At 65.3% G+C, this 26,317-nt stretch carries 27 protein-coding genes; 10 read left to right on the top strand and 17 right to left on the bottom strand.

Annotation, left to right across the window (positions count from 1 at the left end; all coding sequences use genetic code 11):
• Nucleotides 1–129: 129 nt before the first annotated feature.
• Nucleotides 130–1,122: a UDP-glucose 4-epimerase GalE gene (gene galE, locus HF684_RS14345; protein WP_169253013.1), complete on the top strand. Its 993-nt coding sequence runs from the start codon at nt 130–132 to the stop codon at nt 1,120–1,122.
• Nucleotides 1,122–2,009 carry a DUF3626 domain-containing protein gene (locus HF684_RS14340; RefSeq protein ID WP_211168003.1) on the top strand — a complete coding sequence of 296 codons (888 nt, stop codon included), beginning with the start codon at nt 1,122–1,124 and terminating at the stop codon, nt 2,007–2,009. Before galE ends, HF684_RS14340 begins: the two co-directional genes overlap by 1 nt.
• A gap of 9 nt (nt 2,010–2,018) precedes the next feature.
• Here the strand turns inward: HF684_RS14340 and HF684_RS14335 are convergent, their stop codons facing one another.
• Nucleotides 2,019–2,663: a YdhK family protein gene (locus HF684_RS14335; protein ID WP_169253011.1), complete on the bottom strand. Its 645-nt coding sequence runs from the start codon at nt 2,661–2,663 to the stop codon at nt 2,019–2,021.
• A 171-nt stretch (nt 2,664–2,834) separates the two neighbouring features.
• Between HF684_RS14335 and HF684_RS14330 the strand changes: the two genes are divergently transcribed.
• Together HF684_RS14330 and HF684_RS14325 are read left to right on the top strand one after the other, a co-directional pair.
• The gene (locus tag HF684_RS14330; protein WP_169253010.1) at nt 2,835–3,443 is read left to right on the top strand and encodes a CueP family metal-binding protein; all 609 of its coding nucleotides are present in this window, start codon (nt 2,835–2,837) and stop codon (nt 3,441–3,443) included.
• Nucleotides 3,444–3,494: 51 nt separating this feature from the next.
• The gene (locus tag HF684_RS14325; RefSeq protein ID WP_169253009.1) at nt 3,495–4,640 is read left to right on the top strand and encodes an FAD-dependent oxidoreductase; all 1,146 of its coding nucleotides are present in this window, start codon (nt 3,495–3,497) and stop codon (nt 4,638–4,640) included.
• 46 nt (nt 4,641–4,686) lie between these two features.
• Here HF684_RS14325 and HF684_RS14320 read toward each other — a convergent pair whose 3' ends face one another.
• Both HF684_RS14320 and HF684_RS14315 read right to left on the bottom strand, forming a co-directional pair.
• Nucleotides 4,687–5,436 (bottom strand): class I SAM-dependent methyltransferase, encoded by a 750-nt coding sequence (locus tag HF684_RS14320; protein WP_169253008.1) that lies wholly within the window; start codon nt 5,434–5,436, stop codon nt 4,687–4,689.
• A gap of 25 nt (nt 5,437–5,461) precedes the next feature.
• Complete coding sequence (locus tag HF684_RS14315; RefSeq protein WP_169253007.1) at nt 5,462–6,445, bottom strand: alpha/beta hydrolase; 984 nt, start codon at nt 6,443–6,445, stop codon at nt 5,462–5,464.
• A 54-nt stretch (nt 6,446–6,499) separates the two neighbouring features.
• Here HF684_RS14315 and HF684_RS14310 point away from each other — a divergent pair, with 54 nt between their 5' ends.
• Together HF684_RS14310 and HF684_RS14305 are read left to right on the top strand one after the other, a co-directional pair.
• Nucleotides 6,500–6,862, top strand: coding sequence for a MerR family transcriptional regulator (locus HF684_RS14310; RefSeq protein ID WP_169253006.1), 363 nt, complete (start codon nt 6,500–6,502; stop codon nt 6,860–6,862).
• Between the two features lie 135 nt (nt 6,863–6,997).
• Nucleotides 6,998–8,815 carry a formate--tetrahydrofolate ligase gene (locus HF684_RS14305; RefSeq protein WP_169253005.1) on the top strand — a complete coding sequence of 606 codons (1,818 nt, stop codon included), beginning with the start codon at nt 6,998–7,000 and terminating at the stop codon, nt 8,813–8,815.
• Between the two features lie 85 nt (nt 8,816–8,900).
• Here HF684_RS14305 and HF684_RS14300 read toward each other — a convergent pair whose 3' ends face one another.
• From HF684_RS14300 to HF684_RS14285, 4 genes are all read right to left on the bottom strand, one after another.
• Nucleotides 8,901–9,461 carry an antibiotic biosynthesis monooxygenase gene (locus HF684_RS14300; protein WP_169253004.1) on the bottom strand — a complete coding sequence of 187 codons (561 nt, stop codon included), beginning with the start codon at nt 9,459–9,461 and terminating at the stop codon, nt 8,901–8,903.
• Between the two features lie 73 nt (nt 9,462–9,534).
• On the bottom strand, nt 9,535–10,002 hold the full coding sequence (locus HF684_RS14295) for an SRPBCC family protein (protein ID WP_169253003.1): 468 nt from the start codon (nt 10,000–10,002) through the stop codon (nt 9,535–9,537).
• Between the two features lie 125 nt (nt 10,003–10,127).
• Nucleotides 10,128–10,904 (bottom strand): NAD(P)-binding domain-containing protein, encoded by a 777-nt coding sequence (locus HF684_RS14290; RefSeq protein ID WP_169253002.1) that lies wholly within the window; start codon nt 10,902–10,904, stop codon nt 10,128–10,130.
• A 127-nt stretch (nt 10,905–11,031) separates the two neighbouring features.
• The gene (locus tag HF684_RS14285) at nt 11,032–11,550 is read right to left on the bottom strand and encodes a MarR family transcriptional regulator (protein ID WP_169253001.1); all 519 of its coding nucleotides are present in this window, start codon (nt 11,548–11,550) and stop codon (nt 11,032–11,034) included.
• Nucleotides 11,551–11,653: 103 nt separating this feature from the next.
• On the opposite strand from HF684_RS14285, the gene HF684_RS14280 reads away from it, so the two are divergent.
• A complete protein-coding gene (locus tag HF684_RS14280; protein ID WP_169253000.1) occupies nt 11,654–12,439 on the top strand; it encodes an SDR family NAD(P)-dependent oxidoreductase in 786 nt (261 codons plus the stop codon).
• 67 nt (nt 12,440–12,506) lie between these two features.
• On the opposite strand, the gene HF684_RS14275 is transcribed toward HF684_RS14280, so the two are convergent.
• The 6 genes from HF684_RS14275 to HF684_RS14250 form a co-directional block, all read right to left on the bottom strand.
• Complete coding sequence (locus HF684_RS14275; protein WP_169252999.1) at nt 12,507–13,148, bottom strand: response regulator transcription factor; 642 nt, start codon at nt 13,146–13,148, stop codon at nt 12,507–12,509.
• Nucleotides 13,145–14,272 carry a sensor histidine kinase gene (locus HF684_RS14270; RefSeq protein WP_169252998.1) on the bottom strand — a complete coding sequence of 376 codons (1,128 nt, stop codon included), beginning with the start codon at nt 14,270–14,272 and terminating at the stop codon, nt 13,145–13,147. The genes HF684_RS14275 and HF684_RS14270 overlap by 4 nt, the downstream gene beginning before the upstream one ends.
• Nucleotides 14,273–14,292: 20 nt before the next feature.
• Nucleotides 14,293–14,874, bottom strand: a complete 582-nt coding sequence (locus tag HF684_RS14265) for a DUF6069 family protein (protein WP_169252997.1) — start codon at nt 14,872–14,874, stop codon at nt 14,293–14,295.
• A 158-nt stretch (nt 14,875–15,032) separates the two neighbouring features.
• On the bottom strand, nt 15,033–15,869 hold the full coding sequence (locus tag HF684_RS14260; RefSeq protein ID WP_169252996.1) for a MetQ/NlpA family ABC transporter substrate-binding protein: 837 nt from the start codon (nt 15,867–15,869) through the stop codon (nt 15,033–15,035).
• A 186-nt stretch (nt 15,870–16,055) separates the two neighbouring features.
• Nucleotides 16,056–16,730, bottom strand: coding sequence for a methionine ABC transporter permease (locus tag HF684_RS14255; protein WP_169252995.1), 675 nt, complete (start codon nt 16,728–16,730; stop codon nt 16,056–16,058).
• Nucleotides 16,730–17,698, bottom strand: coding sequence for a methionine ABC transporter ATP-binding protein (locus tag HF684_RS14250; RefSeq protein WP_169252994.1), 969 nt, complete (start codon nt 17,696–17,698; stop codon nt 16,730–16,732). Before HF684_RS14250 ends, HF684_RS14255 begins: the two co-directional genes overlap by 1 nt.
• A 456-nt stretch (nt 17,699–18,154) precedes the next feature.
• On the opposite strand from HF684_RS14250, the gene HF684_RS14245 reads away from it, so the two are divergent.
• From HF684_RS14245 to HF684_RS14235, 3 genes are read left to right on the top strand one after another with little or no spacing between them, the layout of a single operon-like run.
• Nucleotides 18,155–19,249 (top strand): glycosyltransferase, encoded by a 1,095-nt coding sequence (locus HF684_RS14245; protein WP_248278958.1) that lies wholly within the window; start codon nt 18,155–18,157, stop codon nt 19,247–19,249.
• A complete protein-coding gene (locus HF684_RS14240; protein ID WP_169252992.1) occupies nt 19,246–20,856 on the top strand; it encodes a hypothetical protein in 1,611 nt (536 codons plus the stop codon). Before HF684_RS14245 ends, HF684_RS14240 begins: the two co-directional genes overlap by 4 nt.
• Before the next feature lie 13 nt (nt 20,857–20,869).
• Nucleotides 20,870–21,382, top strand: coding sequence for a GtrA family protein (locus HF684_RS14235; protein WP_169252991.1), 513 nt, complete (start codon nt 20,870–20,872; stop codon nt 21,380–21,382).
• A 16-nt stretch (nt 21,383–21,398) separates the two neighbouring features.
• Here HF684_RS14235 and HF684_RS14230 read toward each other — a convergent pair whose 3' ends face one another.
• The 4 genes from HF684_RS14230 to HF684_RS14215 are packed head-to-tail and all read right to left on the bottom strand — an operon-like array spanning nt 21,399 to nt 26,278.
• Complete coding sequence (locus tag HF684_RS14230) at nt 21,399–22,844, bottom strand: DUF6716 putative glycosyltransferase (RefSeq protein ID WP_248278957.1); 1,446 nt, start codon at nt 22,842–22,844, stop codon at nt 21,399–21,401.
• On the bottom strand, nt 22,831–23,832 hold the full coding sequence (locus HF684_RS14225) for a hypothetical protein (protein WP_169252990.1): 1,002 nt from the start codon (nt 23,830–23,832) through the stop codon (nt 22,831–22,833). The genes HF684_RS14230 and HF684_RS14225 overlap by 14 nt, the downstream gene beginning before the upstream one ends.
• Nucleotides 23,829–25,286 (bottom strand): polysialyltransferase family glycosyltransferase, encoded by a 1,458-nt coding sequence (locus HF684_RS14220; RefSeq protein ID WP_169252989.1) that lies wholly within the window; start codon nt 25,284–25,286, stop codon nt 23,829–23,831. Before HF684_RS14220 ends, HF684_RS14225 begins: the two co-directional genes overlap by 4 nt.
• The gene (locus HF684_RS14215) at nt 25,283–26,278 is read right to left on the bottom strand and encodes a glycosyltransferase family 2 protein (protein ID WP_169252988.1); all 996 of its coding nucleotides are present in this window, start codon (nt 26,276–26,278) and stop codon (nt 25,283–25,285) included. Before HF684_RS14215 ends, HF684_RS14220 begins: the two co-directional genes overlap by 4 nt.
• Between the last annotated feature and the right edge of the window lie 39 nt (nt 26,279–26,317).

The following is a 26,317-nucleotide window of genomic DNA, read 5'->3' as shown; positions in this document are numbered from 1 at the left end:
TGTTCCTGGCCAGGGCGACGGCGAATTCCGACGCTTTCCTCACTGGGCTTTCAGGCCGAATCTGAACTCCGACACCCTTACGCGTATTCTGATACAGACGTGTCGACGAGACGAAGGAGGATTCGGCGCATGGCAGTTCTGGTGACCGGAGGGGCAGGCTACATCGGTTCGCACGTGGTGCGGCTGCTCACCGAACGCGGAGACGATGTGCTCGTCGTCGACGACTTCTCCACCGGCATCGACGCTCGCGTCGAGGGCCTGCCCGTGGTCGACCTCGACCTGGCCGCAGCCGATGCCGAAGAGCGCCTGGTGTCCGCGATCAGGGAACACAGCGTCGATTCGATCATCCATTTCGCCGCGAAGAAGCAGGTCGGCGAGTCCGTCGAGGAACCGGTCATGTACTACCGGCAGAACATCGGCGCCCTGACGAACATCCTCGCCGCTGTCGAAGCGACCGGCATCGAATCGCTCGTCTTCTCCTCCTCGGCCGCGACCTACGGCATGCCCGATGTCGACATGGTGCCTGAGGATCTCGACTGCCGGCCCATCAATCCCTACGGTCAGACGAAGCTCATCGGCGAGTGGATGATCGACAACCAGATCACCGCCTCGGCCATGCGGGGGACGACGTTCAACGCCGTGAAGCTGCGCTACTTCAACGTCGCCGGCGCCGGCTGGAACGACCTCGCCGACACCGCCGTCATGAACCTCATCCCGATCGTGCTCGGACGGCTCAAGGGCGGCAAGGCGCCGATCATCTTCGGCGATGACTACGACACTCCCGACGGCACGTGCATCCGCGACTACGTCCACGTCAGAGACCTCGCCGAGGCACACATCGCGGCGTTGGATTACATGAAGGCCGGCGGCACCACGGAGACCGTGTTCAACGTCGGTACCGGAACCGGTGCCTCGGTGAAGGAAGTCATCGACACCATCGCCGAGGTGACCGGCCGTGACATCGTCCCCGACATGGGCGAGCGTCGTGCCGGTGACCCGCCGGCACTGGTCGCCGACGTCACCAGGATCTCGGCCCTGCTGAGCTGGAAGGCGGAGTTCGGTCTCGAGGAGATCGTCCGCAGCGCTGTCGAGGCCGCAGGGATGCTGCCCGAGCAGGAATGATGAACCAGCCGGACCCATCCGCCGCAGCGATCGACTGGGTCCGAGCTCGCTCCGCAGCGGGACAGGGCCTGCCGGCCGAGGCGCGTGTGGCACTGCATTTCCATCCCGGTGCCGATGCTTCGGGGACCGGAGTCCTGGCATCGATCCTTGATCGTGGGCAGTACGTGTCCCAATTCGTCACTGGCACGAGCAATGGGGGCCTGACCGCTTTTCCCGGTGGTGACCGATGGCATTGGGAGCGGCGGATATTCGGCGGAGCCTATGACCAAGTGGACGTGCAGCAACGACCGATCTATGGGGCCCTTGACCTCGACGGCGACCCCTATGGGCCGGCACCGCGGTTCGGGCCGGCCTACCTGAGGCTTCGCCCGGAGGTCCTTGCGCGAGCGTCGTTCGCCTACCCGGACAGCACCTTCGGTCCGGAGCTCTTCGGGGTTGCTGACCGCATGGGACTCATTGCCGACTTTCGTCGCGACGAGTCGGCAGACGACGCGGCCGTTGCGCCCGGAGGTGGTCTGTGTCGCGACCGTCTCGATCACTACATCGAGGCTCATGTCCACGGTGGGGTGATGGTACCCGGAGACGTTGAGGCACTAGTCGTCGATCCCAGCTTCGACGATCATGCGGTGCTGGAGACGGCGGACCGCTGCGGTCTCGCCGTCGAGACTCATCCGGGCTATGTCGCCGAGGTTGCCGAAATCGCCGCGTATCCGGAGTATCGGGGTCAGGACGTGGTCGAGCTCGCACAGCGGATCGCCGAGGTTCTGGGGAACTCAGCGCAGCTGAGACCCATCCATGTCGCACGCGCCCTCCGCGAGTGGAACCTCGATGGGCAGCAGCTGAAGAAGGTCTGGCACTGCCTCGCGCGATTCGGACGGACCTGGTGAGAACACGCCTCACTCCACGGGTTTCATCTCGCTTTCGACGACCCATTTGTGGTTCGTCATCTCCATCTCATCTGTCTTTACGTCGACCATGTAGACGGTCTCGTCGGTCGCGGAGTCGATGGTCGCCTCGGCGCCCTTCATTCCGGGCATATGGTCGGCGGTGACGGTGGCTTTCGCGCCCTTCTTCAGTGGCGCTTTGCCCGGATCCTCAAGCTCTTCGTGGACGACCCACTTGTGATCCTCGACCGGGTCTCCGCCATCGGTCGGCGTGTAGCTGATCGAATACGTTGTCGTGTCGAACGCGCCGGAGACTTCTGCCTCGGCGCCCTTCATGCCCGGCATGTGGTCGGCGGAGAGGACGACTGTGTCACCGACGTCGAACTTCGGGTCGGCGGCCTTCGTGATTCCCTCCGGTGGGTCGCCGCCGTCGGCAGCGTGTCCTTCATGTCCGCCCGATTCGTGTCCGGATTCGCTGCTGTCCGTATCTTCGTGGTCGGCCCCGCCTGCTTCATTCGAGGCGGATTCGTGATTGCCGTGGGAGTCCTCGCCGCCGGATTCTCGGGTGTCGTCATTCGCGGTTGAGCAACCCGCCAGTGCCAGTCCGAGTGCTGCGGCGACTGCAGTGAATCGAATGGTCGGAGTGAGCTTCTTCATGAGTGGTCTCCTGATTCTGTGAGACGATCGCGTCGGATTCGCTCGGCGGAAGATGAGAGTATCTGAGGGCATCCCATTCCTTGGGCCCGCCACGATCACCCTATACCCCTTGAGGGTATGATTGCCAAGACGGCAGAGGTGCTCTGCACCCGTAGTGACATGGGGAGATATATGAGAACGACGCAATTCGTGTTGGGTGCGACGGCCCTGGCTCTAGCGCTGACCGGGTGTTCGGCTCCAGGGCAGGAAAGCGGGTCATCCACTGCATCGGGAGAGTCCGCGGCGGTGCAGCCGGGTTCGGCCGAATCGCTGCTTGCGGATCTCGATCTGGCCGACGAAGACGTCACCGGAGTCATCGATCATCTCGATCGCCTGCCTGTCGACGAGAGGCCCACCGACCTCATGGCCTCGGTGCAGCCGGACGAGCTCGTCCTCACCGACGGGCAGCACGAGGCGACGATGGCACTGCCGGAAGGGAAGAGCTATGTGTCCATCGCTCCCTTCGTCGATGAGACGCACGACTGCTTCTACCACAGCCTCACGACCTGTCTCGGTGAGTTGAGCGGGAAGGACGTCGACGTGGTGATCACCGACTCGGCGACAGGCAAAACAGTGGTGGATGACTCGACGACGACCTTCGACAACGGTTTCGTGGGCTTCTGGGTGCCATCCGACATCACCGGTACCATCGAAATCACCGCCGAGGGCAAGACCGGAACGACCGAATTCTCGACGAGAAGCGATGGGCCCACCTGCGTGACCGACCTCGAATTGCAGTAGATACGATCGGGCGCGGCCGACCGATCACGCCCATCCAACAGGAGCGCAGCTATGACCCACCACATCGTCATCGGAGCGGGCTTGGCCGGTGCCGCAGCCGCATATTCCCTGACCGCGCGCGGCGAGGACGTCACCGTGCTCGAACGGCACACTCCGGCCAACGACCGAGGCAGCTCTCACGGTTCGGCCCGCATCTTCCGGTATGCCTACCCGGATCGCCTCTACACCGAACTTGTTGTACGCGCCCGGGAACTGTGGGATGACCTTGAGACGAAGTCGGAGACCGAGCTCATCACTCGAACGGGAGCGCTCGACTTCGGCGATGCCCGGCACACGGATCTGCTCGCGAAGATCTTCGAGGCAGTCGGAGTCGAGTACGAGATCCTCGATCCGGCACGAGCCGCCGAACGGTGGCCGCAGTTCGTCTTCGACACCGACGTCCTGTGGCACCCCGATGCCGGCGTCATCGACGCCGAGACCACGGTGACGACCATGCTCGACCGTGCGATGGACACTGGGCGGGCCCGGATCCTCACCGATTGGACGGTCACCGAGGTGGCCAGACGGTCCGCGGGCGGCTTCCGTGTCACCTCGGCGACAGGCGAAGTCGTCGAGGGCGACCGTGTCATCGTCGCGGCGGGCGGGTGGCTGCCCGCCCTCCTCGGCGATCTTGGTCTTCCGCAGGCGTTCCTCGATGCGCTGCCGCGATTCGAAGTGCGGCAGGAGCAGGCCTTCCACATGCCCTACCGCGACGCCGGAGCGGACGGGCGGCCGAGTACACCCTGGCCGACGTTCATCCACAAATCCGGTGAGATATTCACCTACGGACTTCCCGGCGGTCGGGATGCCGGTTATGCGGGGCAGAAGTTCGCCCAGTTCAACGGTGGGAAGGTGATCGGATCGGCGCTTGACCAGGACGGACAGATCACCGAGGACATGCGGACCCGGATGATCGACTATGCGAAGCGGAATCTGCCGGGACTCATTCCGGAGCCGTACGCGGAGACCACGTGCCTGTTCACGAACACGCCGACCGAGGACTTTGTCATCGACGAGGTCGACGGTCTCGTTCTTGTCTCGGCCTGTTCGGGGCACGGGGCGAAGTTCGCGCCGCTGCTCGGAGAGTTCGCAGCCGACCTCGCCACGGGCGCCGGTGAAGTGCCGGACCGATTCCAGGTGGGCGTTTCTGCTCGGTGAGCTGTTCGCGACGAGGCGGTTCAGCGCTTCGACGTGAGGAGGTGCCTCAGCGCGTTGACGCGATGATGAGGTGCCGGGTCGAATGCGCGACGAAGGGCTCGCCCCTGCGCATCCGCGAGTCGAGTTCGCGCAGCTGTGGCAGGTAGTCGGCGACCGTGAAATCGGGTACCCACCACGGGCACTTGCGCAGGATCCAGACGATCGCGCCGACGTCGAAGAACTCCATGCGGCAGCGTGCGGTGCGCAGCGTTTCGACCGTGAGCCCGGCCGCCTCGGCGGCGTCGGATTCGGTCTGCGGGTGCCGTGAGCGACGACTTTCCGGCAGCGGTCCGAGGAAGAACTCGATGAGCTCGAAGGCCGAGGCCGGGCCGACGTGCTGGGCGAGGTAGGTGCCGCCGGGGACGAGCACGCGGGCGATCTCCGACCACGCGGGATCCACGGGGTGTCGGGAGGTGACGAGGTCGAAGCTGCCGTTGGCGAACGGCAACCTGTGCGGGTCGGCCTCGACGACATCGACACCTCGCGGGCCGAGCCGATGGCGGGCCACGGCGATGTTGGGGCGGTGTGATTCGGTCACGGCCATGCGCGGCGGCAGCACGGGTGCCTCGTCGATGACCTCACCGCCGCCAGTGTCGATGTCGAGGGCCGCGGTCGCCGTCGACAGGCGCCTGGCCAGCAGCGTCGAGTAGGTCCACGGTGGTCGCTCCTCGGTGGCGCGTCCGTCGAGCCAGTCGAATCCCCAGCCGGTGACATCGGCGGATTGTGCTTCGGTGACGAGCTCGTCGAATGCGCGCATACCGCCATCTTCGCGCACACGTCTCTCACCCGTCGAGCCATGCGGTCACGTCGGCGAGGAGGTCGTGCGGTGCCTCGAACGGGACGAGGTGCCCGGCGCGCGGGAACCGGGTCACGTGCGGACGGTGGGGAAGCGCCTCGGCGAGGCGATCGGCTTGGTCGACGGGAATCCACGGATCGTCCTCACCCCATCCGATGCGGATCGGGCAGCGGACTTCGCCGAGGCGGTCGACGATGGGTGCCGTGTGCTCGGGACGCAGCGCGGCGATCTGCCGGTAGAAAGCGGGCTGACCCGCGTTGGTGCACCACGGCGCACTGAGGTCGACGATGTGGTCGTCGCTGAGGTTCGAACGGCTTTCGCTCGACGGAGATTGGTCGGCTGTCGTGGCCGCCGCCCCTGCGATGTACTCGCGGACCAGTGCGCGATGGAGGCGAGGTGGGAGGGTGGCGAAGACCTTTTCGTTCTCGGCGACGAGGCGGAAGAACGGTGAGCCCCATGGGTCGAGGGTGACGACATCGAGCAGATACAGCGACGCGAAATCACTGCCTTCGAGCAGGTGCGCGCCGAGTGCGATGGCGCCGCCGATGTCATGGGCGATGACGTGGGGATCCGAGATGGTCCAGCAGTCGATGAGCTCGGCCAGACGACGACGTTGGGTGATGAGATCAACGGCGAGGGTCGCCTCGGCGAGGGGATCGTCCGTCGGCTGTGCCGACGTTCCGACCGGGTCGGGGATCGACTCGCCGGATGTGGCGGGAATCGATTCGCCGTAGCCGGGCATGTCCCAGAGGCGGACTCGACTATGCCGGGCAAGTTCGCGGGCGAGTGGCAGCCACATGTGCGATGACCAGGGGGTTCCGTGGCAGATGATGACCTCGCCGAGGCGCACCTGATCGTTGTCGCGGTCGCTCGGTTCGAGTGTCGTGGTGGCGACCTCGGCGCCGTCGCTGAGGGTGATGCGGTCAGTGATGGTGCGGATGGCGGGACTGCGGTCGGTCGGCGTCGTCATGAAACGACGGTAGAACTTCAGGTCAACCTGAAATCAAGGTGTCATCATGGTCTCATGAGGATCGGGGATGCGGCAGCGCAGCTGGGAACGGCTGCGCATGTGCTCAGGCACTGGGAGGACGAAGGCGTCGTCGTGCCGGGCCGGACCGCGAGCGGGCACCGGGAGTATTCGGCCGAGCATCTGAGCCGGTGCCGGATCGTGTTGTCGTGTCAGGGTGTGGGCATGAGTCTTGCCGAGATCCGGGCGATCCTGCATCGCGGTGAGGCGGGGCGTGCGGAGGTGATTGCGACTCGCCTGTCGGCGATTCGGGCACAGCGGACATCGCTCGACTCAGCGGAGAAGTTCCTCCTCCACGTTCGCGGTTGTCGGCACGACCTCATGACCCGGTGTCCGGAGTGCTCGGACTATGCGGGGTGAGCGGGCCGCATGGGGACGGGACGGTCGGCCGCCTCGGCGAGGGGAATGTTGCGGTGGGCGGAACTCAGTGCACATTGCGCGAATTCTCGGGGCGGTGATGGTCACAAAATCTCGCAGAACGGGCATGATGGCCTTATGACCACAGATATGGATATTGCGCTCAGCGCCGAGCTCGATCCCATCGTCGACATCGCCGCTGGGCTGGGTCTCGACGCGCAGGACATCATTCCCCACGGATGGACGAAGGCGAAGGTGCCCATCGACGTCCTCGATCGGGCGGCCGAGACTGCCGCGGACGGCAAACTCATCCTCGTCACCGCCATGAGCCCGACCCCGGCCGGTGAGGGAAAGACCACGACGAGCATCGGCCTGGCAGACGGACTCAACGAACTCGCCCGGTCGAACCCCGAGGTCGGCCAGGCCGTGTTGGCGCTTCGGGAGCCGAGCATGGGTCCGGTCTTCGGGATGAAGGGTGGGGCGGCCGGCGGCGGATACGCCCAGGTCGTGCCGATGGAGGACATCAACCTCCACTTCACCGGCGACTTCGCGGCCATCGCAGCGGCGAACAACCTCGCCGCGACCATGCTCGACAACCACATCCACTTCGGCAACAGCCTCGACGTCGACCCGCGGCGCATCCACCTCCGCCGGGTCGTCGACCTCAACGACCGCGCGCTGCGGGGAGTCGTCGTCGGACTCGGCGGACTCAACGGGGGAGTGCCCCGCGAGGATGCATTCGACATCGTCGTCGCCAGCGAGGTCATGGCCGTGTTCTGTCTGGCCACCTCGTTGGCTGACCTCAAGGAACGCCTGGGACGGATCGTGCTCGCCCACAGTAGGGGGCGGGAACCGATCACCGTCGCCGACATCGGGGCAGCGGGGGCGATGACTGCGCTGCTGCGCAACGCTCTGGCACCGAACCTCGTGCAGACCTTGGAACATTCGCCGGCCTTCATCCACGGCGGACCGTTCGCGAACATCGCCCACGGCTGCAACAGCCTGCTGGCCACCAAGGCCGGGCTGGCGCTGGGGGACTGGGTCGTCACGGAAGCCGGGTTCGGTGCCGACCTCGGGGCCGAGAAGTTCCTCGACATCAAGTGCCGCACCGCTGGAATCTGGCCGTCTGCCGTGGTCGTCGTCGCGACGCTGCGAGCTCTGAAATACCACGGGGGAGTCGACGTCGCCGACGTGAACTCTCCTGACGTATCGGCGGTGCTCGAGGGGATGAGCAATCTTGAGCTGCACTGTCGGAACCTGCGCGAGATCTACGGACTGACGCCCGTCGTGTGCTTCAACCGGTTCCCCACGGACACCGACGAGGAGATGGCCGCTGCGATCAGCCATTTGGATGGTCTTGGGATTGCGGCCGTGGAGTCCACGCACTGGGCCGATGGCGGCAAGGGTGCGCTGGCGCTGGCCGAAGCGGTCGTCGAGGCTGCGGGCGGGGCTGGTGCTGGGGCTGGGGCTTCTGCGTCGAACGGCGGCGACGCCGAGTTCCGGACGATTCGTGATGAAGATCGAGGCGAAGGGCCGCACGATTCGTCCGGAACTCGCCCGCCACGTGAGGATCCGGCCGCCTCGGCGAGGTACTCGTACGAACTCGACCAGCCCCTGGAGGACAAGATCCGCACGATCGCGCAGCGGATCTACCAAGCCAAGGACGTCGACCTGCCGGCGAAGGTGAAACGGAAGCTCAAGCAGTTCACCGAGGAGGGCAACGGGGACGCACCCGTGTGCATCGCGAAGACCCAGTACTCGCTGTCGACGGACGCGAGCCTGCGCGGGGCGCCGACCGACCACATCATCGAGGTCAAGGACGTGCGGCTGTCGGCCGGCGCCGGGTTCATCGTCGTCATCGCCGGTGACATCATGACGATGCCGGGCCTGCCGCGCGAACCCTCAGCGCTGAAGATCGACGTCACCGAGGACGGCAACATCACCGGCCTCTTCTGAACCCAATTACTACCCGACGGCGGCTCAGCAACCTCGCGCGAGGTTGCTGAGCCGCCGTCGGGTAGTAATTGGGGGTGCGGTGGTGTCAGCGGGGTCGCTGCAGCCAGGGGCGCAGCAGGCGCGTGCTCACCGGCAGGAAGATGTAGGTCATCAGCGGTGTGAGAATGCAGATGTTGAGGAGCACGGCGAGGACCTTCGGCCAGCTCTCCAGGTGAGGCATGAGGAGGAACGTCGAGAGCAGACTGAGCGGGAAGAACGGCAGGAAGATGCTCACGGCCTGTTTCCACCTCGGCGGGACGACCGTCTCCGGGATGGTGACGGACTCCTCCCCGTGCGGTTCGAACCAGCCCTCGATGCCGGTTCGATGCTCCACCCGTGTGGTCTCGACGATCTCAGCCGCGCTTTCGATCCACCACCGACGATCCGCGGACTCGTCCCACGCCCGCAGCGACTTCGCATCGGAGAACCGGTAGAGCACGTGCCATTCGTTCGAGTCCGGCGAGGTTCGCACCCATCCCGACCCCAGATATCCGTCACGTTCGCGGGCCAGCTCCTGGCCCGCCTGCACCCAGGCGTTGAAGCGCCGGTGGTTGTCGGGGCGGACGGTTCGGGCGATCGAGACAGTGACGGCAGAGTGCTGAGACATAGTGAGAATCCTAAGGGATCACCTCGGGCCTCATGCCCCGCAGACGCTCACTGCGAATGCCCTTGCAGATGCCCTAGGGGCGTTCGATGACCTGTTTGATCGCTGCGAGAGTCTCGGGAATGCCGGTCCGCGCGGAAGCGGCGCGTGCAGCGATCTCCTCGGTCGCACGCGCACCGTACTTCTCTGCGAAGAACTCCTGCCCCGCAGGCAGAAACTCCCACGATTCGGTGAGCCGCGTGCCTTCCTCGGTTTCCTGCATGCTGTAAGTCCAGTTGACTCGGCCGGGTCCCACGCTCCACCCGAACGCCCGTCCCTCGTCGGCGACGACGACCTGGCTGCGGGTCTCCCATTCGCGGTCAGGGGTGACGTTGCGGCCGGTGAACCAGGCTCCCGGCCGCGGGCCATCGCCGTCGTCCCACCAGCATTCGCGGCAGACCGGAGACCATTCTCCGGTTCGGGTCACGTCCGCAACGGTTCGGTAGACCGTCGCCGGGTCAGCGTTGATGGAGATGGAATCTGCGAAGGTGAGAGACTCGGTCATGCCGATCATTCTAACGATCCGCAGAGTCGGACGAGCGGCCTCCCAGTCGGTCGTGAGCCAGATACCCGGCCGGTCGGAGACTGCCCGCTCAGATACCGGCCGGTCGGAGGACCGCCCCGGACACGTCAGTCTGCTGCGGTGACGCGGGCGAACACCCGGTCGAGGGAGGACGCGAGAGCGGCACGGTTGGCCTCGTCCATCCATTCATTGTTGAGCATCTCATTGAGACCGCCCGGGGTTTCGTGGGCGGCGACGAGGTCGTTGATGGACTCGGTCGTCTCGGCGAGCGTGGTGCCGAGGCCGACGAACTGACCGCGGATGAAATGATCGGCGTCGGCCCGGTCCCAGCCGCGGTCGATGAGCCACGCGGTGATCGTCTGCAGGAATGCGAAATGTGTCGACATCGTCGCGGTCACCGCCGAAAGTGTGGAGAACATCGTCTCGTCCGCGGCCGTCACCGACCCGCCGAGGCGGTCGAGCAGATCCTCGACCGCCTCGTTGGCCGGGTACATGGCGGTGACTCCCTTGCGCTCGCGGACAGCGGGCAGAGGAATGATCCGCACGATGGTCGGGGAGTGCGGAAGATGTGCCTCGAGGGCCTCGGTCGGGACTCCGGCTACCGCGCTGACCAGGGTTTTCTCGGCTGGGATGTCGAGTTCGTCGAGCACGCTCTCCGACTGCTGCGGCAGCACCGCGAGGACGATGAGGTCGCTGCAGTCGACGACGTCCTGGTTGCTCTGGCAGACCTCGGCGGACTCGATTGACTCGGCAAGGTTCTGTGCACGCTCGGCATTGCGTGGGGAGAGGAAGAATCGGAAGTTGGCATTCGTCTCGCTGTGCGCAAGACCTTCAACCATCGCCGAGGCGATCTCTCCGACTCCGATGAAACCGATGCGTGTCATGTTCTCCTCCTTGAGTGACTCACTCTGAGCCGGGGGCGGGGGTATCCGTCTTATCGCATTGTGTCATCGAATCGTGCCGGCAGGGCAGAGGTCTGAATTCGGGACCGAGGTGTTCGACGACTGAAGGTCACTGCGGTCGCCAGCCGCCATCCTCCCTGATCGCGGAGGTGATACGCCGACTGGCCCTGCCCAGTGCGCGAGCCTGAGCCGGGGTCAGAGACTCGAAGACGACGCGTCGCACGAAGGCAACGTGCTCCGGAGCGGCCGCACGCATTGTTGCGAGACCGGAGTCGGTGAGGGAAGCGATCGTCGTACGCCCGTCGCCGGGGTCCGGGCGTCGAGTCACCCATCCCTGGCGCTCCAGTCGGCCGACTGCCCTCGACAGTCGGGAGAGTGTGCTGTTCGCGAAGCCGGCGAGTTCTTTCATCGCCAAAGTCTTTTCTGCTGCCTGGGAGAGTGCGAAGAGGATCCCGTACTCGAAGTGGCTGATCTGCGAATCGCGTTGCATCTGCGCATCGAGTGCGGCCGGAAGCCACTCCAGCAAGGTCGCGACCGACGACCAGATCTCGAGTTCGTCCGCCGTGAAGGTGGGCGTATCGGAGTCTTGAGGGTTTCGTTCTGTGGCGCTGCTCGCAGGACTGTTCATGCAGTGCAGTCTAGTGGATTACTTGCCTGAGAAACTCAATCGATCTAGTGTTGACTTTCCTGAGCAAGTGAAAACGGTTTCGATAGATAAAGGCGGGAATCACATGGACCTTCAACTGGCGGGCAAAACCGTCTTCATCTCGGGCTCGACACAGGGGATCGGGTACGCGATCGCCACCCTGTGCTCGTACGAAGGTGCGACGGTCATCATCAACGGACGCAACGAGGACAGCGTCAACGCGGCTGTTGCACGTCTGCGAGACGACAACCCGGCCGCCTCGGCGAGGGGAATCGTGGCGGACTTCGGTGTCGTCGGGCAGGTCGACCAGCTGCTCGACCGCCTCGGCGACGTGGATATCCTCATCAACAACGTCGGTCTCTTCGACGTGGCGACGTTTGCCGAGATCGACGATGCCGAGTGGACGCGCTGTTTCGAGATCAACCTCATGGGCGCGGTTCGCCTGTCCAGACGACTGCTTCCGCGGATGCTTGCGAATGGGTGGGGCCGCATCATCTTCATCGGCACGGAATCGGCCATCGACGTGCCCGCGGACATGATGCACTACGGGGTGACGAAGGCCGCGGCTCTGGCGCTGAGCAACGGTCTGGCGAAACTCACCCGCGGCACCGAGGTGACCGTGAACACCGTGCTCGGCGGACCAACGTATTCCGACGGGGTCGCCGCCGTGGTCGAACAGATCGCCGCCGCACAATCGATGCCCGTCGATGATCTGCGGGACTCACTGGTGCGGGAGTCCTCGCTGCTGCAGCGCTTCATCGACCCGGGCGAGATCGCCAGCTTGGTGGGCTATCTGGCCAGCCCGCTGTCTTCGGCGACGAACGGTGCGGCCCTGCGCGCAGACGGTGGGGTGCTGCGAAGCATGGTGTGAGTGCGGCAGCGCCGGTTGTCCCGTCGAGCACAGCCTCGGCGACGGCTGCGGTGCGCGGGGCTGAGCGTCACATCCACCCCTCGCGGCGGGCGTTTCGCATCGCTTCGGCGCGATTGCGGGCCCCGAGCTTGCCGATCGCACTCGACAGGTAGTTGCGGACGGTGCTCGGAGACAGATGCAGAGCCTCGGCCGCGTCGACGATGGGGACCCCGTCATCAGTTGCGCGGAGTACTTGGCTCTCCCGGTCCGTGAGCGGGTTCTCTCCTGAGCTCAGTGCCTGGGCCGCCAACAGCGGGTCGATGACCATCTCCCCCTGTGCGACCCGCCGAATCGACCCGGCGAGCGTCTCGACCGGATCGTCTTTGACGAGGAAGCCCCGTGCGCCTGCGTCCATCGCACGCCTCAGGTATCCCGCTCGGCCGAAGGTCGTGACGATGATGACTGAGGAGCCGGTCGCGTCAGTATAGTCAGCGGTGGATGTGGTGCCGTCGGTCGCATGGTTGAGCTCTTCGAGAGCTTCGAGTCCGTTCATCCCCGGCAGATCGATGTCGAGGAGAACGACATCCGGCTTGAGTCTGCGGACCAGTTCGGAGACTTCGTCGCCGCGTGCTGCCTCACCGACGACGGTGATGTCGTCTTCGAGGTCGAGCAGACTGATGAGAGCCGAGCGCATGAGAGCTTGGTCCTCGATGACGGCGATCCTGATCATTCCGATTCCTCTGTGCTCGGTGCGTCGACGCTGAGCGTGAAGCCGCGCGGGCCCGAGCGTGTATGCACGTGACCGCCCAGACGTTCTGCCCTCTCTCGCACCCCGATCAGGCCCGAGCCGGTCGGATTCGAGCCCATCCCGTGGCCGTCGTCGGTGATTTCGAGTGCTGCAGCTGACTCGTCGACAGAGATCTTCATCGTGCAGTGGGATGCGTGGGCGTGACGGAGAATGTTCGTCGCCGCCTCCCGGACAGCCCAGGCGAAGAGGGTGTCGGTGGGACCATCGAGGTGCGGCACCGGAGTCGTCGTCTCGACTTCGACCCCGGCGTCCTCAAGGGTTTCGACGGCGTGGGACAGCTCGTCGGCAAAGCCCATCTGCCGGTACCCGGCGACCGTCTGCCGGACATCGGCCAGGGCTGTGCGCCCGATGCCTTCGATCTCCTGCGCATGCTTGGCGGCGACTGCGGGATCACCGTCGGCGAGGCGACGAATGGCCTCGGCCTTGACCACGATCACCGAGAGAGTGTGGCCGAGCAGGTCATGGAGATCTCTGGAGAAGCGCTGGCGTTCCTCGACGACCGCAAGCCCGGCCAAACGGCGTCGGGTGGCGCGCAGGTCGTCGATCGTGACGGTGAGACAGCGGATCAGGTAGGTGCTGGCGCCGGCCATGACGGTGGCGAAGCCGAACTGCAGCGCATTGCTGAGCGACATTGTGGCGAACCCTTCAGCGAAGGAGCCGCTGATGGCCAGGCCCATCACGATGCCGAGTGCGGCGCGAAGGCGGATCGCGGTTGCCGCTGCGATGGCGAGCAGCGGATAGAGGAAGCCTTGACCTCCGGGCGACAGGAAGAATTGGACGACGACGAGTGCCATGAGCCCGATCGTGCAGAGTTCTCCCACTCGCTGCGGCAGGCCGCGGTGGGCGATGACGACCGTGATGACATAGAGGGCGGCGATCGCCAGATGGACCGCGAGTATCACGGCCTTGCCGTCAAGAACAGCTGTCAGCATCGGGGACAGCATGAGGACCGGCAGCCAGATCAGCGCGAACCCCGGTCCGCGGGTTCGGGCGACCCACCGTGTGACTTCGTCGTCGCAGTCGGTCGAAATGGATTGCTTCGTCATTGTCGCCTCCGATTCGTACATTACTCGGAACCCGCCGCAGACGAGGCCGAATCAGTTGCTGCGACGTCGTGGTCGAAGGCGCGGCTCATGCTGCGCGAGACGAAGCGCCGCAGGCCGACGATCAGCGTGACGCCGACGGCCAGATGCATCAGCTCCAGTGTGACCAGCGCCGAGTCCCTGGCTCCTGACAGCAGCGGACCGGCGAGGGACAGGACGAGGACAGCACAGGCGATGACGGTCCACATGACCGCTCCGCCGCGAAAGCCTCTCATGATGAGGTAGGACAGGCTGGCTGCACACCCGCTGCCGAGGGACACGAGCGCAACAGCAGTAAGGGAGACTGTGAGGCCGCCGGCGGTCAGAGTGACGCCGGCGACCGGTACGGCAAACACCCACACTGCCAGTGCAGCGGAGACCGCGGTGAGGGTCACGGCGGTCGCGCTGAGAGCAGGACTCCGCAGGGGAGTCGCAATCGGCTCGGCCGATGGTTCGTGCCCGGCGCTCTGAATGGGGGCAGCTGTGGACGGTGGTGCTGTTGCCTGTTCGGTGCGACGGTTCATCACGTCCGCCTCCTCGTTCGACGTGTCGTTGGTTTCTGACACCGTCGACGCTACCGAGGCCCGAGGCGGCGCTGTAGGGAGTGCGATCCCGACTGTGAAGTGACAAATGTCCTGACACACAAACCCCCTCCAGAACTACGTGACGGCGGCCCAGCAACCTCGCGCGAGGTTGCTGGGCCGCCGTCGGGTAGTAATTGGGGTCAGAAGCTGGGGAGGACGGAGCCGTCGGCCCACTTGTCCTTGATGAACTTCTTCACCTCGGGGGAGTGGAGCAGCTCGTCGAGCTTCTTGATGTTCTCGTCGTCCTTGTTCTCCGTGCGCACGGCGAGGAAGTTGCCGTACGGGTTGTTCTCGGCCTTCTCCAACAGGATGCCGTCCTTGGCCGGGCTCAGTCCGGCCTCCAGGGCGTTGTTGCCGTTGATGACAGAGGCGTCGACGTCTTCGAGGGTGCGAGCCAGCTGCGCGGCGTCGGCCTCGACGAACTCGATGTTCTTCGGATTCTCCTCGACGTCGGAGAGCTTCGCGTCGACCGCGTCCACTCCGTCCTTGAGGGTGATGAGCTTCGCGTCTTCGAGCATCTTCAGCGCACGACCCTGGTTCGACGGGTCGTTGTTGATGCCGATCTTCGCGTTCTTCGGAATGTCCTTGACGTCCTTGATGTCCTTCGAGAACAGTGCGAAGGGCTCGAGGTTGATCGGCTCGAAGCCGGTGATCTCGTAGCCCTGGCCTTCGACCTCGGAGTCGAGGTACGGCTTGTGCTGGAAGTAGTTCGCGTCGATGTCGCCGTCGTTGAGCGCCTTGTTCGGCAGCGTGTAGTCCGTGTATTCGGTGACCTCGATGTCGAGGCCGGCATCCTCGGCGAGGTTCTCGTCCACGTAGCGCAGGATGTCGCCCTGCGGAACCGGGGTCGCACCCACGGTGAGCTTCGTGATGTCGCCGTCCTTCTCACCGACGGAATCGGTGCCGCCGCCGACAAGTCCGCAGCCCGACAGCAGCAGAGTGGCGCTGGCCGCGATCGCAATGAGCTTGGTCTTCATAGTTCTCCTTGATGTGTGTTGAGTGATGTGCAGTGGGATGGGCAGTGGTGGCCGTTAAGTGGGGTCAGATTGCCCGCATTCGTCGTCGATTCGGACAATCTGAGCCCACTTAACTCGGTGCTCCGCCCTCGCGCCGGGCGGAGCCGCCGTCGCTGGGGCGGACGTGAGCGACCTCGCCGAGGCGGCTCACCGGTGGTCGACCGCGCGGGCCAATCGGTCGCCGATGAACTGGATGAGCGTGACGATGAGGACGAGGACGATGATGCAGGCGATCATCGTGTCCGCCTGGTAGCGCTGATAGCCGTAGGAGATCGCCAGTGCACCCAGTCCGCCGCCGCCGACGGCACCGGCCATCGCGGTGTAGGACACCAACGTCACCGAGGTGACCGTGGCGGCTCCGATGAGGCCCGGCAGAGCCTCGGGGACGTAGACCTGACGGATGACCTGGCCGTTCGATGCGCCCATCATCAGCGCGGCTTCGATCTTGCCCTCGGAGACCTCGCGCAGCGAGTTCTCGACGAGACGGGCATAGAAGGGGATCGCGCCGATGGTCAGAGACACCACGGTCGCCTGCCAGCCGAGTGCCGAGCCGACAACGAATCGGGCGAAGGGGATGAGCGCGATGATGAGGATGATGAAGGGGATCGAGCGCGTGATGTCGACGATGAAGGACAGCACCCGGTAGACGACCGGGTTCGAGTTCAGCCCGCCCTTCGAGGCGGTGAACAGCCAGATGCCCAAGGGCAGACCGAAGAGCACGGCCAGGCCGGTCGACCATGCGGTCATGAGCAGAGTCTCGACGGTGGCCGGCCACATCTGATCGGTGATCGCCGGGTTGTCGAACCATGTGGGATCGTTCATCAGGCAGCCTCCTCCGCATAGATTCCATCGGCTTGCAGGGCGCTGATCAGCTCTTTCGCCTGGTCGGCCGAGTCGACGGAGAAGCGCAGCCGGCCGACCTGGCGACCGTCGATGGTCTCCACGGCTCCGGCGAGGATCGCCTCGGCGCTCGCTCCGGCGTTCCGCGCGGCGGTGAGCACGGTCGGCAGGTCCGTCCCGGCCAGGGACACCTCGACGAGGCGGCTCGCCCCGTCATCGAGGCTGACCGGAGGCAGGGGGACGAGATCCTTGGCAAGCACCGACCCGGGCTCGGCGATGACCTCGGCGAGTTTCCCGGTCTTGGCCACGCGGCCGTCGGCGAGCAGCGTCACGGAGTCGCAGATCTCGCGGATGACGGACATCTCGTGGGTGATGATGAGGACGGTGATGCCCAGTCGGTCGCGCAGCGAGCGGATGAGACCGAGGATCTGCTCCGTCGTCGTCGAATCCAGCGCCGAGGTGGGCTCATCGCACAGCAGCACCTTCGGCTCGGCGGCGAGGGCGCGGGCGATGCCGACGCGCTGTTTCTGCCCGCCCGAGAGCTGAGAGGGATAGTTGTCGACGCGGTCGCCGAGGCCGACGAAATCGAGGAGTTCACGGGCCTTGGCCAGACGTTCGGCCTTCGGCACTCCGGCGATCTTGAGCGGGTGGGCGACGTTCTTCAGCGCCGTGCTCGAGTCGAGGAGGTTGACGTGCTGGAAGACCATGCCGATGCTGCGGCGGGCCTCGCGCAGACCGGCACCGGACTGGTTCGTGAGGTCGACGCCGTCGATCGACACCGTCCCAGAGGTGGGGGACTCGAGCCCGGTCAGGCAGCGGATGAGGGTGGACTTGCCGGCGCCGGAGCGGCCGACGATTCCGTGGATCTCTCCGGCGGGGACCGAGAGGTCGATCTCCTCCAGGGCGACGGTGCCTCCGAACACCTTTCGCAGTGCGCGCAGTTCGATCACAGGCGCCTCCTCGTGTGGTTGGTCAGTGCCGCGCACGGTGGTGGACGGCAGGAATTGGGGATGGGCCGGTCTACGGTCCAGTAGGGCCGACGATTCAGGATGACAAGCAATCAGAGGATCCTCACAGGCGGATGTCATAAATCGACGTATAACCGGGTGATCGTGACCAAGCACATACTCGCCGAGGCGGCCACGTGACGTAGGGACCTCTCCCGCGGGACGAGGTGAGCCAGCCGCGTGGCGTAGTGGCCTCGCCCGTGGGGCGAGGTGAGGCGGCCATGCAGCCGGGCGGCCGGCGGAGACGGGATCCGCGTTGTCGGATCATGTGCAGGGGAAGGTGCGTTGTTATTTCCCGGTCCGTAACCCGCAGTCCATGTCGGGGGCGTAGACCGGTGGAATCGACAGATCTGCGCACCGGGTCGGGCTCGCCGGTGCTCACGCGACGATGGGATGAGCATGCACGAAGAATCGAGCAGGATCGCGGCGATCGTTCCCTGCCACAACGAGGAGATCACCGTCGCCAAGGTCGTCGGCGACCTCAAGGCCGCCGTCCCCGGCATCACCGTCTACGTCTACGACAACTGCTCGAGCGATCGCACTTCGCAGCGTGCCGCCGGGGCGGGAGCCATCGTCCGCAGGGAGAACGTGCCGGGCAAGGGCAACGTCGTCCGCCGCGCCTTCGCCGACATCGACGCCGACATCTACGTGATGATCGACGGCGACGACACCTACGAGGCGGCCCACCTGCCCGAGATGATCGACACCCTGATCTCCGGCCCGTACGATCATGTGCTCGGAGTTCGCCAGGACAATCAGGAGACCACGTCGTACCGTCCCGGCCACGAGGCAGGGAACCAGATGTTCAACCGGCTGACCGGGTGGCTCTTCGGATCCGAGGTCTCCGACATGCTCTCGGGCTACCGCGTGTTCTCCCGCCGCTTCGTCAAATCGTTCCCCGCGATCAGTCGCCGGTTCGAGATCGAAACCGAGCTGACCGTGCACACGATGTCCCTGCGCCTACCCACCACCGAGGTGGCCGTGGACTTCCGCGACCGACCCGACGGGAGCGAGTCGAAGCTCTCGACCGTCAAGGACGGGTTCCGCATCCTCGGTCTGATCTCCGCCCTCGTGAGGCACGAACGACCCCGCCTGTTCTACGGCAGCCTCACCGTGTTGCTCGCGGCCCTGTCGCTGGTCTTCGGCCTGCCCGTGATCTGGGAGTTCTGGCAGACCGGTCTCGTGCCCCGGTTCCCGACAGCGATCCTCGCCGCTGCGCTCATGGGACTGGCGTTCCTGCTCGGCAGCGTCGGCCTGACCTTGGACGGTCTGCGCCGAGCCAGGCGGGAGACCTCCCGCTTGGTCTACCTCAGCCTGCCCGCCGTGACCGGTCGACCCGTCACCGAACGGCAGAGCCCGGGGAAGACCCGCACGGGAGGCGACACGTTCGCCGAGGCGGCCGGGCCAGGGGCGGTCGACCCCTCAGTTGAAGCGGCGCGCGAAGGGGCGCAGGTGCGAACCGACGAGCAGGTGCGGACGCGACTGGCTTCATGACTGAACCGAAGTCGAAATCCACTCGCTCCATCCTTTCCGAACGATCCGAAGGACCTATCGGCGGATCTGCGGACCATTCCGGCATCTCGGACAGAACTGGATTCGCCGTTCGCCTGCGTGCAATCCTGTCGTCCGCGCTCGCCTGGGACATTCTGCTGGCTGTGCTGGCCTTGGTGTGGTCGCTGGTATTCATCCGGCTGTTCTCACCCGGACGGGTCAACGTCGACATCGGTGAGCAGTATCTGCAGGCGACTGGGAAGCACCCTGTCTCCGACTGGCATCCTCCGGTGATGAGCGTGGTGTGGCGCGGATTGATCGAGATCACAGGGGACGTGGGAAGCCTGCTCGTCCTCCAGGTCGTGCTGCTGGCCGCAGCGGCTTGGCTGCTCGGTGTGTTCGTGCATCGAGCCGGGGCACCGAGGTGGGTGTCTCTGCTGGGGCCGGCCATAATGGCTGCCCCGTGGGTCGTGTCGCAGATGACGACCTTGTGGAAGGACACGCAGATGGCAGTGTCACTCCTGTTGGCCGTGGTGTTGACCGTCATCACCCGTTTCGTTCCGAAGGCATGGATCCTCTGGCTGCCTGCGCTCGCACTGCTCGTCTACGCGGTGGGTGTGCGGAAGAACGCGGTTTTCGCCGTGGTGCCGATCGCGGTCTACGGCGGATGGTGCCTGTTCGGCCGGTGGCGAAGAAATCGTGCGACAGCCCGGGGGCGTTCCGAAAAGCGCAGTCGCCCGGTTCTTCCCACGGCAGCGCTGTCTCTGGTCGTGCTTGTGCTCATCGGCGGGGGCGCTAAGATCACCGATGTCCTCATCGGCTCACAGGTCGGCGTCGAGAAGTCCGGACAGATCTCGCAGATCTTCCTCGACGATGTGATGTTCTCTGTGCCGGAATCTCGACTGCAGTCGTCTGACGCACCAAGAGAGCTCAAAGACCACATCAGTTCGGCGCGCGACAAATGCCTGAAGAGAGGCGAGATCTGGGATGCCTATTGGAACTGCTACGGCAGAGGCACGACTGGGAAGGCGTTCAGTCCTCTTGCCTACCAGGATGAGTTGAAGTCGCTGTGGTTGAGCGAAGTCGTCACTCATCCGGTCAGCTACCTCGAGTATCGGACATCGGTCTACTCGTATTACTTCTTCACCTCGAAGCTCGAATACTGGGAGGCCGACTGGGACGGTGATGCGCAGAAGGCAGGCTTGCCCGCAGGGAGCGCAAAGGCCGACTTCATCTTCCGTCCGTATGTCGAGGACTTCGCGTTGGGAACGTTCCCGATGCTCTTCAAGCCCTGGTTCTGGACCCTCGTCGCCGCTGTGCTGATGGGACTGGCCGTTCGCGCACGTCGGCGGGACGAGGCAGTGCCGGCAACGGGATCGGGACCCTCCGTGCGCCCTTCAGCGGGGTCGAAACTGAGCCACACGCCGACGTTCTGGCCCGAGATCACGGTCCTGGCCACCTCGGCGCTGTGCTACATCGTCGGGTATTTCCCGATCGTGCCGGCCAATCATTTCCGGTACACGTTCTGGCCGGCGCTGGCCGTCACCGTCGCGTTCGTCCTCTGGCTCGCCCAGCTCCGCATCCAGCGAGTCCGAAAGATCGGGCCATAGACTGAGTGCAGTTATGAAAGAGTCATTCTCGGTCCGTCTCCGGCGCCTGGCGGTGGAAGCCTTCAAGTTCCTCGCCGTCGGCGGGCTCGGCTATATCGTCGACGTCGGCCTGTCGAACCTGCTGGCCTACGGACTCGGGCCGATCCCGGCTCTGCTCGAGGGCAGCCCGATCAAGTCGAAGATCATCTCGACGATCCTCGCGATGGTCGTCGTGTGGCTCGGCAACAAGCTCTGGACCTACGGCGACCGGACCACGAGCTCGAACATGCGCGGCGTCGTCCTGTTCGTCGCGGTCAACCTCGCCGGCATGATCATCACCGTCATCCCACTCGGCGTGACCTGGTATCTGCTCGATATGCGCGACCAGCTCAGCTACAACATCTCGACGAACGTCATCGGCATCGGATTGGCGATGGTCTTCCGGTTCTACGCCTACCGCACGTGGGTGTTCAAGGACGAAAACCCCGACACCGAGGTGGTCGTGCCGATGGAGGAATCGAGCCGAGTCCCCGACGACCGCGGCTGAACGCCTTGGCCGACAGTCAGCGGGTGCGACGCAGTTTGCGGTAGGCGCTGACGACGGGGGCCGGGGTGACGGTGCGCAGCTCGGCACGAAGCAGCATCCGCTTCTGCTTGAGCAGCGCGGCCCGCCGATTCGGCAGCTGACCGGCCTGCGCGCGGGTCGCCAGCAGCCCGAGGTCGCGGCGCAGCTGTCCGTCTTGCACGTGGAAGTAGTTCTCGGTCAGCCATTCCGGGTCAGGGAATCCGATTGATCCGGCAGCGACATCGGCCAATGTGCCGGTGGCGCCGGAGCCTTCGAAGACCTCATTGAGCAGTCCGGCGTCGAAGCCGAAGTCCGAGATGAGCAGGGTCGGAATGCCGCGATCGATGGATTCGAGTGCCGCCGTCGAGGACACGGTGACCAGCGCCGAGCCGTCGGTGAGGAAGTCGCTGAGGGGACCATAGCCCAACTCGATGCGTGCCGCACCGGGGACTTCGCGGGTGCGGAAGTCGTCGAGGATCTCGAAGTAGGAATGCTGCTCGTGGTGGGTTTCGAACTCACCGGGTCGCGAGCGCATCTTGATCACTGCCGTCGACTCCGGGTGCCGGTCGGCGAAGTCGGCCACGGCGGCGATGATCGCCTCGCGGTCGGCACGCTCGGCCGGGACCTTCGCCTGCGGTGCGAAGACGAGGGTGCGCGGGAGCGCAGGAGCGCCGATCTGCGGGGCACCGACAGGAGAGGGCGGGGAGGGCGGGGAGCCGACCGACGGCGGGGCCGCCTCGGCGATGGGGGATGCAGTCAGCTGCGGGATGCCCTCCGAGCGCAGCATCGGCAGGCGGGCCAACAGCACCTCGCAGGGCACCTGCGACCGCGCGCTCGCCTCGGTGTAGGCGGTCACCTCGGCGGAGGAATGGGCGATGAACGCATCCATCAGCCGGCGATAATTCATCCCCTTGCCGCTGGCGGGCAGGCCCATTCCGGGCAGCCCCGAGACCAACGCCGGCCTGTCGGTGCGGGTATGCGCGGTGAGGAAGACCTGGGCGACGATCGGGCCGGTGGCAGCGCCGATGACGATATCGGGGGAGTGGTCGGCGATGATGCGGGCAAGGTCGGATCGGGCGATGACGGGCACCTCGCGGTGTTCCCAGTCGGTGCCGGCGACGGCGCTGGCGATCTGCTCGTCGGTCGGCAGGATCGGGTTGTCGACGAGGAACACGCGTCCCTCGACATCCGGCAGGGACGACAGCAGCTGGGTCGCCCACTTGAGGTAGGATTCGCTGTCGGAGATCGAGAGAATGCGGATCGGGGCGAACCCGGCCGATCGCCGAGGCGGCAGCACCGGTCCGTCCGGGTAGGTCGACTGCGATGACTGACCGTCCGCGCGGGTGCGCTCGGTCAGATGCGAGGGCCGCGGCGGGACGTCGGAGAGCGACGGCGGAAAGATCGGCCCACTGTAGTGGGGGTCGCCTGGTTCAGGAATCGTCATCTGCCTTGACCGACTGGGCGTTGAGGGACTTTCGCAGACTATCGGGTGAGGCGCCGGTCCACCACTTCGCGGGGATCTCGGTGACGTCGATCGTCACGTCCGGATTGAGCACGGCCAGGGACACCGCCGCGGTCGACGGCAGGCTGCGGATCGTCGAGTCCGGCGGCAGATTGATCAGCCGCAGCTCGATCGGCAGTCCGAGGTTCTTGATCCGCACCCGCTCATCACGGCCGAGGTCGGTGAGGAACTCCTCGGTCTCACGCCGATGCGGATAATAGGTGATCGATCCGTGAGCGTCGATGATGTCATCGACCCAGGCCCGGTAGGCGAAGGCGTCGATGAGTCCGTCGGCGGCCAGGGACGAACCGATGACCGGGTTGTCTCGCGGGTGGCTGCCGCCGGTGGGCAGGGTCTGGAGGTGTTCGAACCGGTGGCGGGTGATCTCGCCGCCGGATCTGAGGAACGCCTTGCGCAGTGATTTGGCCACCGGCAGGGCGGTGTGCCAGCGCAGTTTGCCCACCGTCGCCAGGCCCCGCAGCCGGTCGGCGACGTGCGCGGCCATGACCGTGCGTGAGGCCTTGAGCTTCTGCCGGGGCCGCACGAGGGGACCGCGTTTGGCCGTGAGGATCTCGATCGCCGAATACGTGGCCAGACCGTCGTCGAGGATGACGACCTCGGGCATGCGGCGCTCGAGATACGCCAGCGCCAAGGCTCTGTGCACCTGACCGGAGCAGGCGTCGCCGAGGTAGATCCGGTCGAAGGCCGTCTTGCGCAGCAGTCCCGGCTTCGCCCCGTCACGGTCGAGGCGGACGTTCTTCGGCAGCCAGGCCGGGTCGAAGGCATCGAGGAAGGACGTCATGCCCTTCGCGCTCGCCCGCGCCCGAATGAGCAGATCCTCTGTCGGCTCATGGGATTCGAGTGCAGAGAGGAACTGCAGAGGGGATTCGACGAAAGCGACGGCGCTCCGGCGCTTCTTCTTCGGTGTCACCGCTGTTGGATCCGTTTCATGATGCGTTGTTGTTTTCTTGCCACCGCTTTGATCACGAGCGTTCCCGACCGTCTGATCATCCGCTTCGGAGCGAACGCTTTCGTCGTGCTGCCCGGCAGAGCGAGCGCGGTGAGGCGTCGGCGTTTGAAATAGCGGCCGAACCGGTCGGCGGAATCGCCGCCGATGTGCTCGTCGAAGACCTCTGTGAGGAAGTCGGTCGCCGCGTCGCGCAGATCGTGCGACAAGGTCGGTGCCATGCAGTAGGTGACTGCCGCGAGCAGACGCGCCAGCTGCGGATGCGCTTCGGCTCTGTCCGGGGCGCTGCCGTCGCAGATCTCGGAGATGATCGTCAGCGGAATGCGGTTGCTGTTCTGGTAGGGAGCGATGGCTTCGAGCAGCAGATCCGTCCCCACGGCCAGGGCGGGCACCTGATAGATCTGGCGAGCAGTCATCAGCGCGGTCGAGAACCCGCCGACGATGAGGTCGGGAGACAGCCGATCGATGATGACCTCGGCCATGACGGGCAGGTCGAACAGCAGCAGTGTGATGCCGAGTCGTTGTGCCGCCTCGAACAGCGGTCCCGTCTGCGAAGGCGGAGCCGCCGGGTGCGGTTTGAACACCACGACCTCCATGCCGCGGGCAGCAGCGGCCTCGATCATCTCGATGTGCAGCTGCGTCTCCTCCTCGGAGGTGATGAGTCCCAGCGCCGACAGATACTGGCCGACAACCAGTGCCCACGGACGGTTCTTCGACGGCGCGGCGCTGAGAACGTCGCCCAGCTCGTCCTCCAGCGCCTCGGCCGAATGCTCGCCGAGCTCGCGCACCACACCGGTGAACGACTCGACGCTCAGTGGGCGGTGGACGATGCCGAATTCGCGGAGCAGCTTCGGCGAGATCCCCGGCACCAGCGGCAGATAATGCAGCACGGACATGCGCTGACCGTTCGTCAGCGGAATCTGATTGCGGGTCGGGCCGAAGCTCATCAGCCCGTCGGCATGCACCCTGATCGTCGCCCGGGAGAACACTCGGCCGAGTGCAATGGCCGGGTTGACCTGGGGTGATTCGATCACGAGCTCGATCTCGTCGGTGTCGTCCAGCCCCCAGCGGCCACGCAGATACGATTCCACAACGGGCAGATCCGCATGATCGGGTCGCCACGACGAAGGATGGACGTACAGAGGCGCGAGGGCTTCGTTGAGATCGACGACCCGATCGAAACGGGCGATCAACGAGGCGGCCCCCGGCGAGTCGACGAATGACTCCGAGAGCTCCATGACGACGGCATTGTTGCTGACCAGGAGGATCCGCTCGGTCGGTGCCGGAGCGTCGTCGGGCGCGAGCCCTTCGGTTCCCATCAGCGCCGGAGCCGCCGGCCGGTCGTAGTCACCGCCGTCGATTCCGGCTGCCAGGCAGACGAGCTCGAACAGGGTCGAGGCCAGGAAGATCTGTTTCACTTCACCATCTCCAGCACTAACGAGGGTGCGTCATTGAGGTAGCTGCTGACGTTGAGCTGCCGTCCCTGTTTCTGCAGGACGAATTCCTCACGCAGATACTCGGGCGGAATCTTCGCCGAAATCGTTCGCGCACCCCGCCTCAGCTGGTGCCGCAGCGACGCCGGGGACGCTGCGAAACGATTGATCTGATGGTCGAGGATGGCCAGCCAGTTGCGGATCGCCTTCGGCCACAGTCGGTCGGCGTCCGGTTCGGCGGCGACGAGGTCGAAGATCTGTCCGAAAGCGCGGATGAAATCCAGCTGTCGGATGTCGACGATCCGCGACAGGGACCCTGCCAGCCCGCGTCGATAGAGGATCCCCGGAGCATCGACGACGGCGAAGGACTCGGCCTGCAGATGCAGCCGCCAGATCCAGGACCGGTCTTCGGCGGTCATGAAGTTCTCCGGGAAATGGAGGATCCCCTGTTCGAGCACCCTCCGGTGGAAGACGCCTGCCCACGCGAACGGATAGTCGACCATTGTCGATTCGTAGACGGGCAGGATCCCCACCTTGGGGTCCAACGGCACATCACGGACCGACATCGGCGCGAGTTTGCGCACCCGTTTGGTCCCCTCCACCGTCGTATGGTCACAGCGGATGAAATCGACTCCGAGCCTGTGCGCCGCCGCCAGCATCGAGGACAGATGCCCCGGAGCCAGCCAATCGTCCCCATCGAGGAAGATGATGTGTTCGCCCCGAGCAGATGCCAGACCCTTGTTCCGGGCATTGGCGAGTCCCGTTGCCTCGGGGTTGGTGAGCACCTCGAAATGAGGGAACCACGTGCTGAATTTCTCCAGCAGCTCTGGTGTCTCATCGCTCGATCCGTCGTTGACGAAGATCAGCTGAGTGCGGTCCCACACGGGGCCCTGCTGCCGCAGTGAGCGGAACAGTGTGCTCAGGTAGGGGGCACCATCTTTCGCGGGGATGATGATGCTCAAGTCGAAATCGGTCACGGTGCTTCTCCGGAAGGTGCGGTCAAGGTCGGGTCACCC

The sequence above is a fragment of the Brevibacterium sp. 'Marine' genome (genome assembly GCF_012844365.1).
GTDB lineage: Bacteria > Actinomycetota > Actinomycetes > Actinomycetales > Brevibacteriaceae > Brevibacterium.
Note: the sequence above shows the minus strand (reverse complement) of the source record. Positions and strands in the feature narration are given on the sequence as shown.

Excerpts from the sequence above, each read along its gene's own strand:
- galE (WP_169253013.1), top strand. The coding sequence starts at position 130 with ATGGCAGTTCTGGTGACCGGAGGGGCAGGCTACATCGGTTCGCACGTG.
- HF684_RS14260 (WP_169252996.1), bottom strand. The coding sequence starts at position 15,869 with ATGAAGACCAAGCTCATTGCGATCGCGGCCAGCGCCACTCTGCTGCTG.
- HF684_RS14320 (WP_169253008.1), bottom strand. The coding sequence starts at position 5,436 with ATGCGCGCATTCGACGAGCTCGTCACCGAAGCACAATCCGCCGATGTC.
- HF684_RS14295 (WP_169253003.1), bottom strand. The coding sequence starts at position 10,002 with ATGACCGAGTCTCTCACCTTCGCAGATTCCATCTCCATCAACGCTGAC.
- HF684_RS14335 (WP_169253011.1), bottom strand. The coding sequence starts at position 2,663 with ATGAAGAAGCTCACTCCGACCATTCGATTCACTGCAGTCGCCGCAGCA.
- HF684_RS14235 (WP_169252991.1), top strand. The coding sequence starts at position 20,870 with ATGAAAGAGTCATTCTCGGTCCGTCTCCGGCGCCTGGCGGTGGAAGCC.
- HF684_RS14270 (WP_169252998.1), bottom strand. The coding sequence starts at position 14,272 with ATGACGAAGCAATCCATTTCGACCGACTGCGACGACGAAGTCACACGG.
- HF684_RS14330 (WP_169253010.1), top strand. The coding sequence starts at position 2,835 with ATGAGAACGACGCAATTCGTGTTGGGTGCGACGGCCCTGGCTCTAGCG.
- HF684_RS14290 (WP_169253002.1), bottom strand. The coding sequence starts at position 10,904 with ATGACACGCATCGGTTTCATCGGAGTCGGAGAGATCGCCTCGGCGATG.
- HF684_RS14340 (WP_211168003.1), top strand. The coding sequence starts at position 1,122 with ATGAACCAGCCGGACCCATCCGCCGCAGCGATCGACTGGGTCCGAGCT.
- HF684_RS14245 (WP_248278958.1), top strand. The coding sequence starts at position 18,155 with ATGCACGAAGAATCGAGCAGGATCGCGGCGATCGTTCCCTGCCACAAC.
- HF684_RS14240 (WP_169252992.1), top strand. The coding sequence starts at position 19,246 with ATGACTGAACCGAAGTCGAAATCCACTCGCTCCATCCTTTCCGAACGA.
- HF684_RS14300 (WP_169253004.1), bottom strand. The coding sequence starts at position 9,461 with ATGTCTCAGCACTCTGCCGTCACTGTCTCGATCGCCCGAACCGTCCGC.
- HF684_RS14305 (WP_169253005.1), top strand. The coding sequence starts at position 6,998 with ATGACCACAGATATGGATATTGCGCTCAGCGCCGAGCTCGATCCCATC.
- HF684_RS14230 (WP_248278957.1), bottom strand. The coding sequence starts at position 22,844 with ATGACGATTCCTGAACCAGGCGACCCCCACTACAGTGGGCCGATCTTT.
- HF684_RS14310 (WP_169253006.1), top strand. The coding sequence starts at position 6,500 with ATGAGGATCGGGGATGCGGCAGCGCAGCTGGGAACGGCTGCGCATGTG.
- HF684_RS14315 (WP_169253007.1), bottom strand. The coding sequence starts at position 6,445 with ATGACGACGCCGACCGACCGCAGTCCCGCCATCCGCACCATCACTGAC.
- HF684_RS14325 (WP_169253009.1), top strand. The coding sequence starts at position 3,495 with ATGACCCACCACATCGTCATCGGAGCGGGCTTGGCCGGTGCCGCAGCC.
- HF684_RS14255 (WP_169252995.1), bottom strand. The coding sequence starts at position 16,730 with ATGAACGATCCCACATGGTTCGACAACCCGGCGATCACCGATCAGATG.
- HF684_RS14275 (WP_169252999.1), bottom strand. The coding sequence starts at position 13,148 with ATGATCAGGATCGCCGTCATCGAGGACCAAGCTCTCATGCGCTCGGCT.
- HF684_RS14285 (WP_169253001.1), bottom strand. The coding sequence starts at position 11,550 with ATGAACAGTCCTGCGAGCAGCGCCACAGAACGAAACCCTCAAGACTCC.
- HF684_RS14280 (WP_169253000.1), top strand. The coding sequence starts at position 11,654 with ATGGACCTTCAACTGGCGGGCAAAACCGTCTTCATCTCGGGCTCGACA.